Annotated in this window: 16 protein-coding genes; 5 read left to right on the plus strand and 11 right to left on the minus strand. The window is 56.9% G+C overall.

Annotated features, from left to right (window positions below; translation table 11 throughout):
• The first annotated feature begins 22 nt into the window (after nt 1–22).
• Entirely contained in the window at nt 23–1,339 is a 1,317-nt protein-coding gene (gene potE / locus AC1RKG_RS20710; protein ID WP_115060310.1) for a putrescine-ornithine antiporter, read from the plus strand.
• 90 nt (nt 1,340–1,429) lie between these two features.
• Nucleotides 1,430–1,738 (plus strand): GIY-YIG nuclease family protein, encoded by a 309-nt coding sequence (locus AC1RKG_RS20715; protein WP_071844585.1) that lies wholly within the window; start codon nt 1,430–1,432, stop codon nt 1,736–1,738.
• On the opposite strand, the gene AC1RKG_RS20720 is transcribed toward AC1RKG_RS20715, so the two are convergent.
• Together AC1RKG_RS20720 and ubiT are read right to left on the minus strand one after the other, a co-directional pair.
• On the minus strand, nt 1,725–2,228 hold the full coding sequence (locus tag AC1RKG_RS20720) for a GNAT family N-acetyltransferase (protein ID WP_020824967.1): 504 nt from the start codon (nt 2,226–2,228) through the stop codon (nt 1,725–1,727). The genes AC1RKG_RS20715 and AC1RKG_RS20720 overlap by 14 nt on opposite strands.
• Nucleotides 2,222–2,743 carry a ubiquinone anaerobic biosynthesis accessory factor UbiT gene (gene ubiT, locus AC1RKG_RS20725; RefSeq protein WP_020824966.1) on the minus strand — a complete coding sequence of 174 codons (522 nt, stop codon included), beginning with the start codon at nt 2,741–2,743 and terminating at the stop codon, nt 2,222–2,224. The genes AC1RKG_RS20720 and ubiT overlap by 7 nt, the downstream gene beginning before the upstream one ends.
• A 254-nt stretch (nt 2,744–2,997) precedes the next feature.
• Here ubiT and ubiU point away from each other — a divergent pair, with 254 nt between their 5' ends.
• Both ubiU and AC1RKG_RS20735 read left to right on the plus strand, forming a co-directional pair.
• Nucleotides 2,998–3,993, plus strand: coding sequence for a ubiquinone anaerobic biosynthesis protein UbiU (gene ubiU, locus AC1RKG_RS20730; protein ID WP_044553975.1), 996 nt, complete (start codon nt 2,998–3,000; stop codon nt 3,991–3,993).
• 11 nt (nt 3,994–4,004) lie between these two features.
• Complete coding sequence (locus AC1RKG_RS20735) at nt 4,005–4,883, plus strand: U32 family peptidase (RefSeq protein WP_308529972.1); 879 nt, start codon at nt 4,005–4,007, stop codon at nt 4,881–4,883.
• A 68-nt stretch (nt 4,884–4,951) separates the two neighbouring features.
• Here AC1RKG_RS20735 and AC1RKG_RS20740 read toward each other — a convergent pair whose 3' ends face one another.
• The 4 genes from AC1RKG_RS20740 to AC1RKG_RS20755 all read right to left on the minus strand — a co-directional run bounded on the left by AC1RKG_RS20740 (nt 4,952) and on the right by AC1RKG_RS20755 (nt 9,424).
• On the minus strand, nt 4,952–6,073 hold the full coding sequence (locus AC1RKG_RS20740) for a ribosomal protein uL16 3-hydroxylase (protein ID WP_410529116.1): 1,122 nt from the start codon (nt 6,071–6,073) through the stop codon (nt 4,952–4,954).
• Nucleotides 6,074–6,177: 104 nt separating this feature from the next.
• Nucleotides 6,178–7,320 (minus strand): ABC transporter permease, encoded by a 1,143-nt coding sequence (locus AC1RKG_RS20745; RefSeq protein ID WP_020824962.1) that lies wholly within the window; start codon nt 7,318–7,320, stop codon nt 6,178–6,180.
• Entirely contained in the window at nt 7,317–8,471 is a 1,155-nt protein-coding gene (locus tag AC1RKG_RS20750) for an ABC transporter permease (RefSeq protein WP_020824961.1), read from the minus strand. Before AC1RKG_RS20750 ends, AC1RKG_RS20745 begins: the two co-directional genes overlap by 4 nt.
• Nucleotides 8,453–9,424, minus strand: a complete 972-nt coding sequence (locus AC1RKG_RS20755) for an HlyD family secretion protein (protein ID WP_020824960.1) — start codon at nt 9,422–9,424, stop codon at nt 8,453–8,455. The genes AC1RKG_RS20750 and AC1RKG_RS20755 overlap by 19 nt, the downstream gene beginning before the upstream one ends.
• 224 nt (nt 9,425–9,648) lie before the next feature.
• Here AC1RKG_RS20755 and AC1RKG_RS20760 point away from each other — a divergent pair, with 224 nt between their 5' ends.
• Nucleotides 9,649–10,662 (plus strand): luciferase-like monooxygenase, encoded by a 1,014-nt coding sequence (locus tag AC1RKG_RS20760; protein ID WP_170868569.1) that lies wholly within the window; start codon nt 9,649–9,651, stop codon nt 10,660–10,662.
• Between the two features lie 82 nt (nt 10,663–10,744).
• Here AC1RKG_RS20760 and yedF read toward each other — a convergent pair whose 3' ends face one another.
• The 5 genes from yedF to nlpI form a co-directional block, all read right to left on the minus strand.
• The gene (gene yedF / locus AC1RKG_RS20765) at nt 10,745–10,984 is read right to left on the minus strand and encodes a sulfurtransferase-like selenium metabolism protein YedF (RefSeq protein ID WP_046374647.1); all 240 of its coding nucleotides are present in this window, start codon (nt 10,982–10,984) and stop codon (nt 10,745–10,747) included.
• On the minus strand, nt 10,981–12,195 hold the full coding sequence (gene yedE, locus AC1RKG_RS20770; protein WP_046374648.1) for a selenium metabolism membrane protein YedE/FdhT: 1,215 nt from the start codon (nt 12,193–12,195) through the stop codon (nt 10,981–10,983). Before yedE ends, yedF begins: the two co-directional genes overlap by 4 nt.
• A 147-nt stretch (nt 12,196–12,342) precedes the next feature.
• The gene (locus tag AC1RKG_RS20775) at nt 12,343–14,310 is read right to left on the minus strand and encodes a DEAD/DEAH family ATP-dependent RNA helicase (RefSeq protein WP_020824957.1); all 1,968 of its coding nucleotides are present in this window, start codon (nt 14,308–14,310) and stop codon (nt 12,343–12,345) included.
• The gene (gene yrbN, locus AC1RKG_RS20780) at nt 14,300–14,380 is read right to left on the minus strand and encodes a protein YrbN (protein WP_096335046.1); all 81 of its coding nucleotides are present in this window, start codon (nt 14,378–14,380) and stop codon (nt 14,300–14,302) included. The genes AC1RKG_RS20775 and yrbN overlap by 11 nt, the downstream gene beginning before the upstream one ends.
• A 116-nt stretch (nt 14,381–14,496) precedes the next feature.
• A complete protein-coding gene (nlpI, locus tag AC1RKG_RS20785) occupies nt 14,497–15,381 on the minus strand; it encodes a lipoprotein NlpI (protein WP_012004952.1) in 885 nt (294 codons plus the stop codon).
• Between the last annotated feature and the right edge of the window lie 98 nt (nt 15,382–15,479).

A 15,479-nucleotide genomic window follows, 5' to 3' on the forward strand; every position in this document is an offset into this window, starting at 1 on the left:
CATCATAAAAGAGAGAATGATCATGAGTAAGTCTAATAATAAAATGGGGGTCGTGCAGTTAACGATCCTGACGGCCGTCAACATGATGGGGTCCGGCATAATTATGCTGCCGACCAAATTGGCCGAGGTAGGCACAATTTCTATTGTTTCCTGGTTGGTCACTGCGGTTGGTTCAATGGCGCTGGCCTATGCCTTCGCCAAATGCGGGATGTTCAGCCGTAAATCCGGCGGTATGGGGGGTTATGCTGAATATGCCTTCGGCAAATCGGGCAACTTTATGGCGAACTATACCTACGGCGTTTCGTTACTGATCGCCAATATCGCCATCGCCATTTCCGCCGTGGGTTACGGTACCGAGCTGTTTGGCGCCAACCTGAGCCCGTTGGGGATCTGTATCGCCACCATTGGTGTGCTGTGGTTAGCCACGGTCGCCAACTTCGGCGGCGCTCGCATTACCGGCAGGATCAGCGGCATCACCGTTTGGGGCGTCATCATCCCGGTGGTCGGGATTTCGATCATCGGCTGGCACTGGTTCAGCGGCAGCGCTTACGTCGCCGCGTGGAACCCGCATCAGGTGCCAACTTTTGAAGCCATTGGCGCTTCGATTTCCATGACCCTATGGGCTTTCCTGGGCCTCGAATCCGCCTGTGCCAATACCGATGTGGTGGAGAACCCAGAACGTAATGTGCCGATCGCCGTATTGGGCGGTACGCTTAGCGCCGCAGTGATCTATATCGTTTCGACCAACGTGATCGCCGGTATAGTACCGAATATGGACCTGGCCAATTCCACCGCGCCGTTTGGGCTGGCGTTTTCCCATATGTTCAACCCAACGGTCGGCAAGATCATCATGGCACTGATGATCATGTCCTGCGTCGGGTCGCTGCTGGGGTGGCAGTTCACCATCGCTCAGGTATTCAAATCTTCCGCCGACAGCGGTTTCTTCCCGAAAATCTTCTCGAAACTCAGCAAGGCGGACGCCCCGGTCAAAGGCATGCTGACCATCGTCGTTATCCAGAGCGTACTGTCGCTGATGACCATCAGCCCGTCGCTGAACAAGCAGTTCAACGTGCTGGTTAACCTGGCCGTGGTGACCAATATTATCCCCTACATCTTGTCGATGGCGGCGCTGATCATTATTCAGAAGGTGGCGAAAGTGCCGGAGAAAAAAGCGCGTATCGCCAACATCATTGCCGGCATTGGCGCGCTTTACAGCTTCTATGCGCTCTACAGTTCCGGTGAAGAGGCCATGATGTGGGGTGCCATCGCCACTTTCCTCGGCTGGACGCTGTACGGCATCGTTTCACCTCGCTTTGAAATGGCGGGCAAAAAAGGCTAATCGTAATCATCCGCAGGCGGACAGGGTGGGATTACGACGGCGAACATGCCATCATATTCCCACCCTGACCACCGAAGTTGCTGCTTATTCATGACCGATACCCTCTCCCCCTGGCACCTTTACATGCTGCGTCTGCCTAACGGCATGCTGTATACCGGCATTACTACCGACGTCGAACGACGTCTGGCGCAGCATCAGGCTGGCAAAGGTGCAAAGGCACTGCGGGGCAAAGGCGAGCTGGTGTTGGCGTTTCACTGCCTGGCGGGGGATCGTTCTAAAGCGCTAAGGCTGGAATATCGGGTGAAGCAACTGAGCAAAACGCAAAAAGAGAGGCTGGTGAATCACCCGCCTCTTTCGTTGGATCATCTACTGCCGGACGCTGAGATTAAAACCGGTTAAACGGCTCGGAAAACTCCACCGCCCCGCGCGCATCATCCAGAGCATTTTCCGCCAGCGGATACACCTGGAAGGCGGCTTCGCTGCCCGGCCAACGGCACTGCAGCCCGTAGGCGGCAGCCGGTTTAAAGCCAAAGCGGCCGTAATAAGCGGGATCGCCCAGCACCACTACTGCGGCATAGCTGAACTCATTGAGTGAATCCAATCCTTCGTAGATCAGTTTTTCACCCAGCCCTTGGCGACGCAGGCTTTCGTCCACCGCCAGCGGTGCCAGACCGACCCATTGGCGATCCTCCCCGGCCACATCCACCGGACTGAACGCCGCATAACCTACCACGCCGCCTTCGTCGTCGGTGGCGACAATGCCCAGCGTCAGCAGGCCATCTTCGCGCAGTTGCTGCACCAGATCGGCCTCGTCGTCACGCCCAAAGGCACGACGCAACAGCGCGTCGATCCCTGCGGCATCTACTGGAATTTCTACGCGGATTAGCATGATACCGGCACACGGGAAGTTTGCACCGTGCCCTCCTGCAGCCCTGCTTCGACAAATTCAGCCAGTTGCAGCAGGCCCAGGCGCAATGGCGCAGGCATGGCTTCCAACTCGATGGCGTCCATCAGATTTTTTACATACAGGCCCAATTCGGTGTCCCCTTCAATCTGCAGCCGACGCTGAAAGAACAGCGTATCGGGATCTTGCTTACGCGCTGCGATAAGAATCAGATCGTTGGCGTCGCCGCTGAAGCTGACATCAGCCTCGGCATGTTGGCTGACAACCAGCTTGCCGTTTTCTACCGTCATAAACCAGTGTAGCGCCAGATCGCGGACTTCGATCTTTAACCAGCGCGATTCAAGAAATTCCAAATCGCCATCCGCCAACGCCTGGCGGAACTGCCAGCCCAGCACCTGTTCCAGAAGCTGGCGCTGCAAAGCAAACGGCGTGAATTTTAGCGGTACTCGCAGCAGCGACGGCCCCTGGCGCACAATGCGCGCTCGTAATTGTTCCAACACTGTCGTTCACTCCTTTCAACACAGATGCACTATTTTGCCACAGTGGCGCACGGCAGAAGCGCTCTATATCAACAAATAGTGCATTTCGCCGCCAGCTTTATCAATACGCCAGAAGCTGCCTCAAATCAAAGCCTGTTCAGCGCGCTTTCACTAAAATTGCCTCCCGATTAGCGTTTGCCGGTTAAAAACGGTCACCGGTAAACATTGTGACAGCCCGCATCCGCCATGGGTGCATGCTGAGTCAGGATAAATCTATGGAGCTGCTTTGTCCCGCCGGTAATCTGCCGGCCCTGAAGGCTGCGGTGGATAACGGCGCTGACGCCGTGTACATCGGCCTGAAAGATGATACCAACGCGCGCCACTTTGCCGGCCTCAACTTTACCGAGAAAAAGCTGCAGGAAGCGGTCGAGTACGTCCATCGCCACAACCGTAAGCTGCACATCGCCATCAACACCTTCGCCCACCCGGACGGCTATGCCCGCTGGCAGCGGGCGGTAGACATGGCGGCGCAGTTGGGTGCCGACGTGCTGATCCTCGCCGATTTGGCGATGCTGGAATACGCCGCCGAACGTTACCCGCAGTTGGAGCGCCACGTGTCGGTGCAGGCTTCTGCCACTAACGAAGAGGCAATTCGCTTCTACCAACGCCATTTCGACGTCGGTCGGGTGGTGCTGCCGCGCGTGCTGTCGATGCACCAGGTTAAACAGTTGGCGCGTACCAGCCCTGTGCCGCTGGAGGTCTTCGCCTTCGGCAGCCTGTGCATCATGGCCGAGGGGCGTTGCTACCTCTCCTCTTACCTGACCGGCGAATCCCCCAATACCGTCGGTGCCTGTTCGCCGGCGCGCTACGTGCGCTGGCAGCAAACGGCTCAGGGTATGGAGTCACGCCTGAACGGCGTGCTGATCGACCGCTACCGGGACGATGAAAATGCCGGTTACCCGACGCTGTGCAAGGGCCGCTATCTGGTGGATGACGTGCGCTACCACGCGCTGGAAGAACCCACCAGCCTCAATACGCTGGAACTGCTGCCGGAACTGCTGGCTGCCAATATCGCTTCAGTGAAGATTGAAGGCCGCCAGCGCAGCCCGGCCTATGTCAGCCAGGTTGCCCGCGTGTGGCGTCAGGCCATCGACCGCTGCCAGGCCGATCCGGCCGCTTATCAGGCCGAGGCCGGCTGGATGGAGGCGCTCGGCTCGATGTCCGAAGGCACCCAAACCACCCTCGGTGCCTATCACCGCAAATGGCAGTAGCAGGAGGACGCATGAAATACGCATTAGGCCCAGTGCTGTACTACTGGCCAAAAACCGAGGTCGAGAGTTTTTATCAGCAGGCGGTAAACAGCAGCGCAGAGATTATTTATCTCGGTGAAAGCGTCTGCACCAAACGGCGTGAAATGAAGGTGGGAGACTGGCTGGCGCTGGCGCAAGAGATAGCCCGCAGCGGCAAGCAGGTGGTGATCTCTACCCTGGCACTGTTACAGGCGCCGTCCGAGCTGAACGAACTGAAGCGTTATGTGGAAAACGGCGAATTCCTGATCGAAGCCAACGATCTGGGCACGGTGAACATGGCCGCGGAACGTGGCCTGCCGTTCGTCGCCGGTCACGCGCTGAATTGCTACAACGCCTACACCCTGCGTCTGCTGCACCGCCAGGGCATGACCCGCTGGTGTATGCCGGTCGAGCTGTCACGCGACTGGCTGGCCAAACTGTTGGCTCAATGCGAGGAACTGGGCTTCCGCCAGCAGTTTGAAGTGGAAGTGCTGAGCTACGGCCACCTGCCGCTGGCCTATTCGGCACGCTGCTTCACCGCACGGTCTGAAGACCGCGCCAAGGACGAATGCGAAACCTGCTGCATCAAATACCCGCAGGGCCGCATGATGCGTTCCCAAGAACAGCAGCAGGTGTTCGTGCTCAACGGTATTCAGACCATGAGCGGCTACTGTTATAACCTGGGTAACGAATTGAGCGGTATGCAGGGATTGGTAGACATCGTGCGCCTGTCGCCGCAGAGCACGGAGACGTTGGCTCTGGTCGAACGCTTCCGTGCCAACGAGCAGGGTGCGCAGCCGTTAACGCTCACCGATCAAACCGACTGCAACGGCTACTGGCGCCGGGTCGCGGGGCTGGAATTGGTGTCTTAATTCGTTGAGAAAATACAAAACTGCCGGGTAGGCGTAGCGCCACCCGGCAAGTCAGCCAACAGCGACAACTACTCTTTGAAGAACCAGTATCCCTGATTGATCAGTTCGGTCAGCTCAGCCACAAAGGCCGGATTTTGCAACGCATCACCCAGCTCCGGCTGGCCCAGCTCGGTATAACGACACAGCGCATCGGCCGCACGATCGTCCACGGTGTTCAGACGCTCGCTGTTGACGAAGAAGCTGTCGCCGACCTGCAGCACACGCAGGCCGCTCAGGCGAGTCAGGGTTTCACCGCCCATCAGCGCATTCAGTACCTCTTCCGCTTCATAAGGGGGTTCCGCCATAGCGATATCCAGCTCATGACGTGGCGTAGTGGCAAAACGGCCAAACCACTGCTTAAAGTCTTCCGGTTGGCCGATCATTTCGAACATCATTGAGCGCAGGCGCTCAAGCTCATATTCTTCAACCCGGCCCGGATGTTCACGCAGGGTTAAATCAGGATCGCTGTAATGCGCACCACCCAGATCTTTTTCCAGCGCGTAATCAGCAAAGCTGCTGATCAAGTCGCGGCCGTTTGGCCCACGGAAGCCCACTGAATAGTTGAACGCCGTTTCGTGGGTAAAGCCGTCATGTGGGAAGCCTGGCGGGATGTACAGAATGTCGCCCGGTTCCAATTCTTCATCAATGATCGGCTCGAACGGATCAACGTGCAGCAGCGCCGGGTGCGGGCAGAACTGACGCATCGGCAAGGCGTCGCCTACGCGCCAGCGACGGCGGCCCATCCCCTGAATGATGAACACATCGTAGTTGTCGATATGCGGACCCACACCGCCTCCCGGCACCGAGAAGGAGATCATCAGATCATCCAGGCGCCAGTCCGGCAAGGCGCGAAACGGGTGCACCAGCTCGGCTGAGGGCGCATGCCAGTGGTTAACCGCCTGCGCCAGCAGTGACCAACCCGTTTCACCGAGGTCATCGAAATGTTCAAACGGACCGTTGCTGGCCTGCCATTTTCCCTCTGCGTTGCTCACCAGACGGCTGTCAACCTCCTGCTCCATCGCCAGCCCCGCCAGTTCGTCAGGCGTGATAGGATCGACAAAATTCGGGAAGGCATTTTTCAAAACAACAGGTTTTTTCTGCCAATACTTCTCTAAAAACTCGGGCCAGTTCAGGTTCAGTTGGTAAGCCATACAATCACACCAGTAAGAAAATTCACGGACGTGATTATGCGAGACAGCGCGTCTGTCCACCTTGTTAAGGGTCAAGGAAATGGTGGGGCTCCCTTGCTGGAACGTTAATTAACCTGCCGTTTGCGGAACATACTGCGCAGCGCGACGCTGTTGCGTACGAAACCTACGCCGAAGCCCAACAGGGTGTAAACAATCCCCAGCACCAGCAGCATCGCCACGTCCCCCCACACTTCGTTCAGCGACAACCCCATCTGGTTAACCCCCGCAACGGCCTTGGTTGCCCAGGTGGAGGGAATGCTGTAGGAAATCGCCCGCACCCAGCCAGGCATCGCCTGCAGCGGCCAGATGGTGCCCGAAAGATAAAATATCGGCGTCGTAATAAACGCCAGCGTCAGGTAGATCATTTCGACGCTGCGCAGGCACTCGGTCACCAGCTTGCCCAACCCCAGCACCGCCAGTAAGAACGGGAAGGTCAGCAGCAGAATTTCCGCAATGCCCGCCGTTTGCCGATAGCCCAGCACCCACGGCCACAGCACAAACAGCACGATCGACAGGAACAGCCAGATCGGCAGCAACGCCGTCAGCCCCCCCAGATGCGCCGCCAGCGGCGCTTTACCCCCGGGCATACTCTTCATGGCAATGCTGACGCGCACGCAGGCAATCAACAACGAGTGCTGCAACAGCATCACCAGCAGGCCGGGAAAGATGATCGCCGCAAAGCTGATGCCCGGGTTGAACACATCCAACGTTTGCCCGACGATCGGCGTCAGGATCACCTGCGCCTGGCGTTCGCTGAAACCGCTGCGTAACAGCAGGCCGTTGTTGTACTGGGTCAGCAACTGCTGATAAGCCGCCACCACATCCTGTTGGATCTGCCCGTTGGCCAGGCGGTTGGTCGCATCGCCATACACCGGCACCACGATATTCTGGCCGCTCAGGATCTTCTTCTCCAGATCCACCGGCATGATGATCACCGCGAACAGCTTGCGCCAGCCAAGATCCCGCTGCGCCTGCTCAAGACTGTCGTAGGTTTCAATAGCGATTTTGGAGGTGGCGTCCAGTTGACGGATCAGCTGGCGACTGGCGGTGCTGTGATCCTGATCGATGACGCCCACCGGCAGATCCCATACCGTGCGGTTGGCATAGACCATGCTCATGACGCACAACGACAGGATCAACATCAGCCACATCGGCCGCTCCAGCATGCCGAGCAGCACCCGGACGAAGGTTTGCCAATAAAGTTTCATCCTGCCCCCCCTTCTTTTAACAGCCGCGCCAACAGCCGGTTACGCACCAGCAGTGCGGTCACCAGCGGATAAATCGACAGCAACGCACAGACGCTGAAGATGGCGCTGGCAGGGACTTGCCGCAGGAATACGTCAAACATGGCGTACAACGCATGAGTTAACGGCTCAATATTAGAAATAATGCGCGCCGGCAGCGGCATCGACAGTTCCGGCACCGCCATGCCCGAAAAGGTCAGCGCAATACTCACCAAAATGGCGATCAGGCTGTAGGCGGTGATGGTGCTGCTGGTAAAGGTAAACAGCAGCAGGCCAATGCTCTGCGCCGCCATCACGTAGAAGAAACCAATCATCAGCATGAACAGCGGATTGCCGCTGACGCGGGCGTCAAAAATGCCCACCAGCGCGGCAATTTCAACCATCAGCAAGCTGGTGAAACATAAGGTGTACGGCGCCAACTTGCCGAGCAGCGCCAGGCTGAACGGCCGCGCCTTCAACAAGGATTTACTGCGTGCCAACACGTAAATCATGCAGGTCACTACGAACAGCTGCAGCAGGTGGATGGTGGCGGCAAACTGTTGATAATAAATATAGCTGCCGCTGGCGTTGAATAAACTGCCGTAGGAAAGCGTCACGTCCGCCAGGGGCGGCAATGTTTTGCCCATCTCGCCTGCGATGATGCTGCGGTAGCTGGCGTTGATTTCGGTCATCAGGCCGCTGAAGTCCTGGGTGGAATACAGCCCCGCACCGTAAAACAGCGCATTGTAGTACATCACCACGCTCGGCTGTTTGCCAGCCAACGCGTTGGCCTCAAAATCCGGCGGCACATACAGCAGCGCATAATCCTGCGCGCTACGCAAGCGATGCAGCGATTCCTGCAGCCCACCGGGGTAAGCCTCGACGTGGGCGTGCGAACCGGCATCCAGACGGCGCGTCAGCGATTTGGATAGCGGGCTGTGATCGCTGTCCACTACCGACACCGGCAGATCGAGCAAGGTCCCTTCCGAAAAGTTACTGCTGATCAGACCAAACAGGATCAGCGGGAAGATCCAGCTCAACCAATGCACCACCGGGCTGCGGAAGGCAAGCCGACACTCGTTGCCAAACGCATGGCTGAAGCAGCGCCAGCCGGCCCTTACTCTTTCCATAGCCATAAGCTGCTCATCCCTGGGCGCAGGCCGTCTACCGGCTGTGACGGATACAGGCGCACTTCAAACGTTTTCAGATCGAAGTCACCGGTAGCTCGGGTGGCGCGTTTGGTGGCGTAGTCGCCCAGCGGGGCGATATAACGCACTTCCGCCTCGATCATTTTGTCCTTCAGTGCCGGTACCCGCATCTGGACTTTGTCGCCCTTCCGCACGTGAGCCAAAATATCTTCACGCAGGTTAAACACGAAATAAGCGTCCGGTATGCGGATCAGCGTCAGCAATGGGCTACCCGCATTCAACAACTCGCCCACTTCTGCCGGTATTGGCCCAACTTCGCCGGTCACCGGGGCCAAAACCTGCAGGTCGTCCGTCTGGGCTTTCACCTGCAGCAAGTTTTCTTCCGCTGCTCGCAGTGCCGCAGCGTACTGTTGCCGTAATTCGACACGGTCGCCGTTAATCCCTTCGTCCAGGTTGGCTTTGGCCGCCTGCACCTGTTGGAAAGCGGTATCGCGCGCGCGGCGTGAAGCGTCCAATTCAGATTTCGAAATATAACCTTTACCGGCCACGCTCAGGTTGCGGTTGTAGTCGTTTTGCGCGTTGCGATATTGCGCTTCGGACTGCGCCAGGTTGGCGCGCAGGTTGCGGATGCTTTCTTCACGCGTGCCGTGCAGCGACTGCTCGAGCTGCGCTTTGGCCTCATCGCGCGACGCCTGCGCGGAACGCAGTTGCGCCATCAGTTCCGGGCTGTCGAGATGAATCATCACTTGCCCTGCCTGCACGTCGTCCCCACGCTCCACCAGACGTTCAATCACTCGTCCCTTAGCCTTGGAAGCCACAATCACCTCAGGCGCATCCACTTCGCCCTGCAACAACAAATCCTGATTATGCGCGCGGAACAATATCGCCATGGCGATCGCCACCACCATCAACAGTAGGGTAAACAACGTCTTTTTTTTCATTCTCTCAGCTCCCTGAGCAATAAGCGGCAGGTGAAATCATCATGTCCATATCTCAATAAACTCCCAAAAAAACCATTTTACTCATAAGGATATTCCGAGCACATATATCCTCTTTTATAACTATAAATTGGATTATGCTTTTAACACTAAAAGCACATTATGCTTTGTAGTTTGCAGACTTCTGCAATCGCCCTTTAAGCGATCACCTTTTGATGGACGATGCCATGACTGAAAAAACTGCGGTACCGGTTTCGGTACTGGATTTATCCCCTATCCCACAAGGGGCCAAACCACGTGATGCGTTTCACGCTTCTTTAGATTTAGCACAACATGCCGAAAAATGGGGTTATCAACGCTATTGGTTGGCAGAGCATCACAACATGACCGGCATCGGCAGTGCCGCCACCTCGGTACTGCTGGGTTATCTGGCCGCGGGTACCCAAACCATTCGCCTTGGTTCCGGTGGCGTGATGCTGCCTAACCATGCGCCGCTGGTGATCGCCGAGCAGTTCGGTACGCTGGAGTCTTTGTACCCCGGGCGTATCGATTTGGGCCTCGGCCGTGCACCCGGTACCGATCAACGCACCATGATGGCACTGCGCCGCCATCTGTCCGGCGAGGTGGATAACTTCCCCCGCGACGTGCAGGAACTGCAACATTACTTCTGCGATGCACAACCGGGCCAGCCGGTTCAGGCGGTACCCGGTCAAGGATTGCATGTCCCTCTCTGGCTGCTCGGTTCCAGTTTGTACAGCGCGCAGTTGGCGGCACAGCTCGGCCTGCCGTTCGCCTTCGCCTCTCACTTTGCACCGGAGATGCTGTTCCAGGCGCTGAAGTTGTATCGTGATAACTTCAAAGCTTCCGAGCAGTGCCAGCAGCCGCATGCGATGGTGTGCGTCAACGTGGTGGCCGCCGACAGCGATGCCGATGCGCGCTTCCTGTTTACGTCGATGCAGCAGCAGTTCATCAACCTGCGTCGTGGTTCGCCAGGCCCACTGCCGGCGCCGGTGGACAATATCCACGCGCTATGGACCGCCGGGGAACAGTACGGGGTTGATCAGGCACTGCGCATGTCGATCATCGGTAACGAAAATACCGTGCGTCACGGGCTGCAAACGTTGCTCAACGAAACCGGTGCGGATGAGATCATGGTTAACGGCCAGATCTTTGACCATCAGGCACGGTTGCATTCGTTTGAGATTGTCGCCGGAGTAAAAGACACGCTGGCGAAAGGGTAAGTCAACGGCGGGCCGCAGGGCAATCATTTCCCTCAACGTCCGCCATGCAAAAATGGGGCAGCACACCGCTGCCCCACGTCGGTTAACGCTGGATAAGATAGCGGATGGTTGGCCCGTCCTGCTGAATATCCAACACTTTGTAACCGTGATTCCGCGCGTCGAGTGGAATGTTGTTGATCGACTGCGGGCAGTCGCTGATCACTTCCAGGATCTCGCCCGGCTTCAACTGCGGCATCGCCTCCAGCGTGGCCACTGCCGGATACGGACAAGGTTCACCCAGCATATCCAACCGATAATTTGGCACTATCGCCGCTTGCTTCATGACACACTCCTCAAATTAACCACCTGCGCATCGGGTTTGGCGCGGAAAAAACGTTTCTCCCACCACAGCATGGCGGCAAACGCCAACGCCAGCAGCAGGTAAGTCACCAGCAGGCCGCCGATCGGCCCGAAAGTATCCAGCAGGTTGATCTTGTCGTAATCTGTGGCCAGCGCCGGGGCCAGGTCATCCCAGTAGTAAGCCAGCAGGGTCGCGCCGATGATGTTACCCAGCCCCACCCACCAATAGTGCACCTGTCCTTCCACCGCACGGTACATCCAGCCGGTTTCACAGCCGCCGGCCAGCACGATGCCGAAACCAAACAGCAGGCCGCCCAGAACCGCATTGGGGCCGGCCCACATGATTTTCGGCGCGACACCCAACTGCACATAGCTGAAAATACCGATGGCGCTCACCGCCATGCCGATAATGATCGCTTTCGCCATGTGGGTACGCCCGGTGATCCATAAATCGCGGAAGGCTGAGGTGAAGCAGATCTGCGCACGCTCAATCAGCAGGCCAAAACCGATACCGAACAGCATGGCGATACCCAGCTTCGGCGCATCGAACAGCGTCCAAAGTGACCAGGCTACCGACAGACAGAAAATCACCATGCCCAAACGGAAGCGGCGGCGCGCCTGCTCCGGCTTTTGCGTCAACGGGGCGGCGGCTTTTACCTTCTGTAATTTCACCGGGATGCGGAACATCGGCAACAGGGTAAATTTGGCGCCAAAGTAGGAGCCAGCAGCGGTCGCCAGTGCGAAGAACCAGGCGTGCAGCGAGAACTGAGGAATACCGGTAAAGAACGCCGCCAGGTTGCAGCCCATCGCCAGACGGGCACCGAAGCCGGCGATAATGCCGCCCAAAAGCGCCTGCACAATGCGAATGCGGTGCTGTGGCTGGCGCAGCTTGATGTTATTGGCCCACAGTGCGGCAGCGATACAGCCAGCGAACATGCCGATGATCATCCTGCCGTCGATGCGCTGCAGCGGCGTGCCCTCAAGGCCGATAACCTTGAAGTAGCCCCATTGCTCAGGGTGCAGGCCGAACCACTGCAATACATGGCCACCCCAGCGGGTAAATTCCCCGGTTACCGCCCAGAAGGTACCGGTCAAACCAAAGTAGTAGGTAGAGAGGATCCCTGCGGCAATCACCGCGGGTAAAGGTGCCCAAAAGCGCACCAGGTATTGAGACTTGAACTGCTGCCAACTCATGGCATCTCCCGTGCGTAGTATCCATAAGAAAAAACCTTATAAATGATACGCCATTTTCTGCCATTTAACGGTGAATTTCAGGCATAAAAAAACCAGCCCGAAGGCTGGTTTCTTAGTCCGATTAACCGCAAGCGGTCAAATCAGATGTTATGCATCACCGAAACGGCGACGTGGTGCAGCCGGAGCGGCGTCATCACGACGTGGGGCGCGTTGGCCGTCACGGTTGAAGTTACCGCCACGACGTTCGCCACCGTTGCCGGCAGGTGCAGCAGCACCGCCTTCACGACGATCACCGAAAGAACGACGACCTGGGTTTGCCCCTTCACGACGTTCGCCGTTGAATGGACGACCACCGCCACGACGCTCGCCGTTACCTGCACCAGCACCGCCTTCGCGACGCTCACGACGTTCATGCGGCTGTGCATCGCCCAGCAGTTGCATGTTCATCGGCTTGTTCAGGATACGAGTACGGGTGAAGTGAGACAGGATCTCGCCCGGCATGCCTTTTGGCAGTTCGATGGTCGAGTGACCAGCAAACAGCTTGATGTTACCGATGTAACGGCTGCTGATGTCACCTTCGTTAGCGATCGCGCCAACGATATGGCGAACTTCAACGCCGTCATCACGGCCCACTTCAATGCGGTACAGCTGCATTTCGCCAACGTCACGGCGCTCGCGACGTGGGCGATCTGCGCCACCATCACGGCTGTCTGGACGTGCGTCACGACGACGGTCGCTGCCGCGGTCGTCACGGTCGTTGAATTCACGACGCTGACGTGGTTTGAACACGGGATCCGGTGGCAAGATCAGAGGACGTTCGCCCTGTGCCATTTTCAGCAGTGCTGCGGCCAGGGTTTCCATTTCCAGCTCTTCTTCCGGCTGCAGTTTGGCCAGCAGTGCGCGGTACATGTCCAGATCGCTGCTTTCCAGCTGTTGCTGTACTTTAGCGGCGAACTTGGCCAGACGACGCTCACCCAGCAGTTCTGCGTTTGGCAGTTCAACTTCTGGAATGGTCAGCTTCATGGTGCGTTCGATGTTGCGCAGCAGGCGGCGTTCGCGGTTTTCTACGAACAGCAGCGCACGGCCGGCACGACCAGCACGGCCGGTACGGCCGATACGGTGAACGTAAGACTCTGAATCCATAGGGATATCATAGTTTACCACCAGGCTGATACGCTCAACGTCCAGGCCACGAGCAGCAACGTCGGTTGCGATCAGGATATCCAGACGACCATCTTTCAGGCGCTCCAGGGTCTGCTCACGCAGTGCCTGGTTCATGTCGCCGTTCAGTGCTGCGCTGCTGTAACCGCTGCGCTCCAGCGCTTCAGCCACTTCCAGGGTCGCGTTTTTGGTACGAACGAAGATAATCGCCGCATCAAAGTCTTCCGCTTCCAGGAAACGCACCAGCGCTTCGTTTTTACGCATGCCGTGCACAGTCCAGTAGCTCTGGCTGATGTCCGGACGGGTAGTGATGCTGGATTGGATGCGCACTTCCTGCGGCTCTTTCATAAAGCGGCGGGTAATGCGGCGGATCGCTTCCGGCATGGTTGCGGAGAACAGCGCGGTCTGATGTTCAGCCGGAATCTCTGCCATGATGGTTTCTACGTCTTCGATAAAGCCCATGCGCAGCATTTCGTCGGCTTCATCAAGCACCAGACCGCTCAGGTTAGAGAGGTTCAGGGTGCCACGCTTCAGGTGGTCCAGCAGACGGCCTGGAGTCCCTACTACGATTTGCGGGCCCTGACGCAGAGCGCGCAGCTGCACGTCATAACGCTGGCCGCCGTACAGGGCCACGACGTTAACGCCATGCATGTGTTTGGAGAAATCAGTCATCGCTTCAGCAACCTGAACCGCCAGTTCGCGGGTCGGTGCCAGCACCAGGATCTGAGGTGCTTTCAGGGAAGCGTCAAGGTTGTGCAGCAGTGGCAGCGAGAATGCTGCAGTTTTACCACTACCGGTCTGTGCCATGCCCAGCACATCACGGCCGTTCAACAGGTGAGGAATACACTCAGCCTGGATCGGTGAAGGTTTTTCATAGCCCAGATCGGTCAGGGCAGAAATGATCGGAGCAGACAGCCCCAGGTCAGCAAAAGAGGTTTCAAGCTCAGTAGTCATGTACACGTGCCTCATTAATAATGGCAGCCAGTCTACATAACTCGTCGAGAAAATTTTCAGTCATTTTCATTGAAAAGTGTGAACCGGCTCAAATTAGATTATAAAACGAACAAAAAAGCCCTCGCCCGTTAAGACGATAACTTTGGCAAAAAACCAATGTATATCAGGCTGATAGTTGTTCGTCAGCTATTGCTGGTCCGATTCCGATAGGTCGTCTTGTTCTTGGCCTAACAGCGCCAATTCCAACAATGCATAGCGGTGCTCAACGAAGTTATGAACGTTGTTAGCGACCGTCAGTTTGAACAGCGCCGAAGCGGTGTCCTTGTCCCCCAGACTTAGGTAATGCTTACCTAAATAGAAGTCAGTTTCACTGAGATGCTCAGCGAGCGAAGTGTTATCCGTTGCATCTGCCTTGAGCCTTTCCATCAGCGTTTTTTCACTGATGTTGCCCAGGTAGAATTCGACAATATTCCATCCCCATTGCCCTCGGTTCGCTTTGTCATAACGCTGCTGGAGCGCTACGTCAGCCTTCTTGGGATCGATTTCTCTTTCCACCAGATAAAGCCACAACGAACGGAAGGGATCGTTTGGGTCGTCTTGATAAAACGCCTGCAGATCATCCTGCGCCAACGGGAAGCGGCCGCCATAATACAGTGCGATGCCCCGGTTTAAACGCGCGTAATTGTAAGTTGGATCAAGCTCTAGTACAGAATCAAACGCTTCATAGGCAGCATCAAAATTGCCTGCCTGCGTTAAGTAAATGCCCAGGTAGTTGAAAACTTCTGGCATATCAGGACGTATCGCCAGCGCTTGCGAGAAATCATTGCGCGCCAGTGCACGTAGCCCGAGGCTATCATACAGCACACCGCGCTCATATAAAAGCTGCGCACGCTCATCGTCCGTCAGTGCCCGGCTGGCAAGTATTTGTTCCATGCGCGCCAGGATCACTTCCTGCTGCAGAGTTGGCTGCAACGGGATCGCCAAAACTTCGTCTTTACGCCAATCATGGTTGCTGCATCCTGCCAGCATGAGTGCTGTCGCAACGTAACACCAGCGCAAGAAAGGCTTCATTTCCCACTCCCGAAGACAAACATTGGATGAACATCCTTTCATCCGTTTGCTAATACGCAAGCATCCTACCCGCGCGATACGAACAGCTCCCAACCCCA

Source organism: Serratia sp. GW822-FHT06D09 (assembly GCF_058799515.1).

Excerpts from the sequence above, each read along its gene's own strand:
- AC1RKG_RS20715 (WP_071844585.1), top strand. The coding sequence starts at position 1,430 with ATGACCGATACCCTCTCCCCCTGGCACCTTTACATGCTGCGTCTGCCT.
- yedE (WP_046374648.1), bottom strand. The coding sequence starts at position 12,195 with ATGAGTTGGCAGCAGTTCAAGTCTCAATACCTGGTGCGCTTTTGGGCA.
- AC1RKG_RS20760 (WP_170868569.1), top strand. The coding sequence starts at position 9,649 with ATGACTGAAAAAACTGCGGTACCGGTTTCGGTACTGGATTTATCCCCT.
- potE (WP_115060310.1), top strand. The coding sequence starts at position 23 with ATGAGTAAGTCTAATAATAAAATGGGGGTCGTGCAGTTAACGATCCTG.
- yrbN (WP_096335046.1), bottom strand. The coding sequence starts at position 14,380 with ATGAAAATGACTGAAAATTTTCTCGACGAGTTATGTAGACTGGCTGCC.
- AC1RKG_RS20745 (WP_020824962.1), bottom strand. The coding sequence starts at position 7,320 with ATGAAACTTTATTGGCAAACCTTCGTCCGGGTGCTGCTCGGCATGCTG.
- AC1RKG_RS20750 (WP_020824961.1), bottom strand. The coding sequence starts at position 8,471 with ATGGCTATGGAAAGAGTAAGGGCCGGCTGGCGCTGCTTCAGCCATGCG.
- AC1RKG_RS20755 (WP_020824960.1), bottom strand. The coding sequence starts at position 9,424 with ATGAAAAAAAAGACGTTGTTTACCCTACTGTTGATGGTGGTGGCGATC.
- AC1RKG_RS20775 (WP_020824957.1), bottom strand. The coding sequence starts at position 14,310 with ATGACTACTGAGCTTGAAACCTCTTTTGCTGACCTGGGGCTGTCTGCT.
- AC1RKG_RS20740 (WP_410529116.1), bottom strand. The coding sequence starts at position 6,073 with ATGGCTTACCAACTGAACCTGAACTGGCCCGAGTTTTTAGAGAAGTAT.
- yedF (WP_046374647.1), bottom strand. The coding sequence starts at position 10,984 with ATGAAGCAAGCGGCGATAGTGCCAAATTATCGGTTGGATATGCTGGGT.
- AC1RKG_RS20720 (WP_020824967.1), bottom strand. The coding sequence starts at position 2,228 with ATGCTAATCCGCGTAGAAATTCCAGTAGATGCCGCAGGGATCGACGCG.
- AC1RKG_RS20735 (WP_308529972.1), top strand. The coding sequence starts at position 4,005 with ATGAAATACGCATTAGGCCCAGTGCTGTACTACTGGCCAAAAACCGAG.
- nlpI (WP_012004952.1), bottom strand. The coding sequence starts at position 15,381 with ATGAAGCCTTTCTTGCGCTGGTGTTACGTTGCGACAGCACTCATGCTG.
- ubiU (WP_044553975.1), top strand. The coding sequence starts at position 2,998 with ATGGAGCTGCTTTGTCCCGCCGGTAATCTGCCGGCCCTGAAGGCTGCG.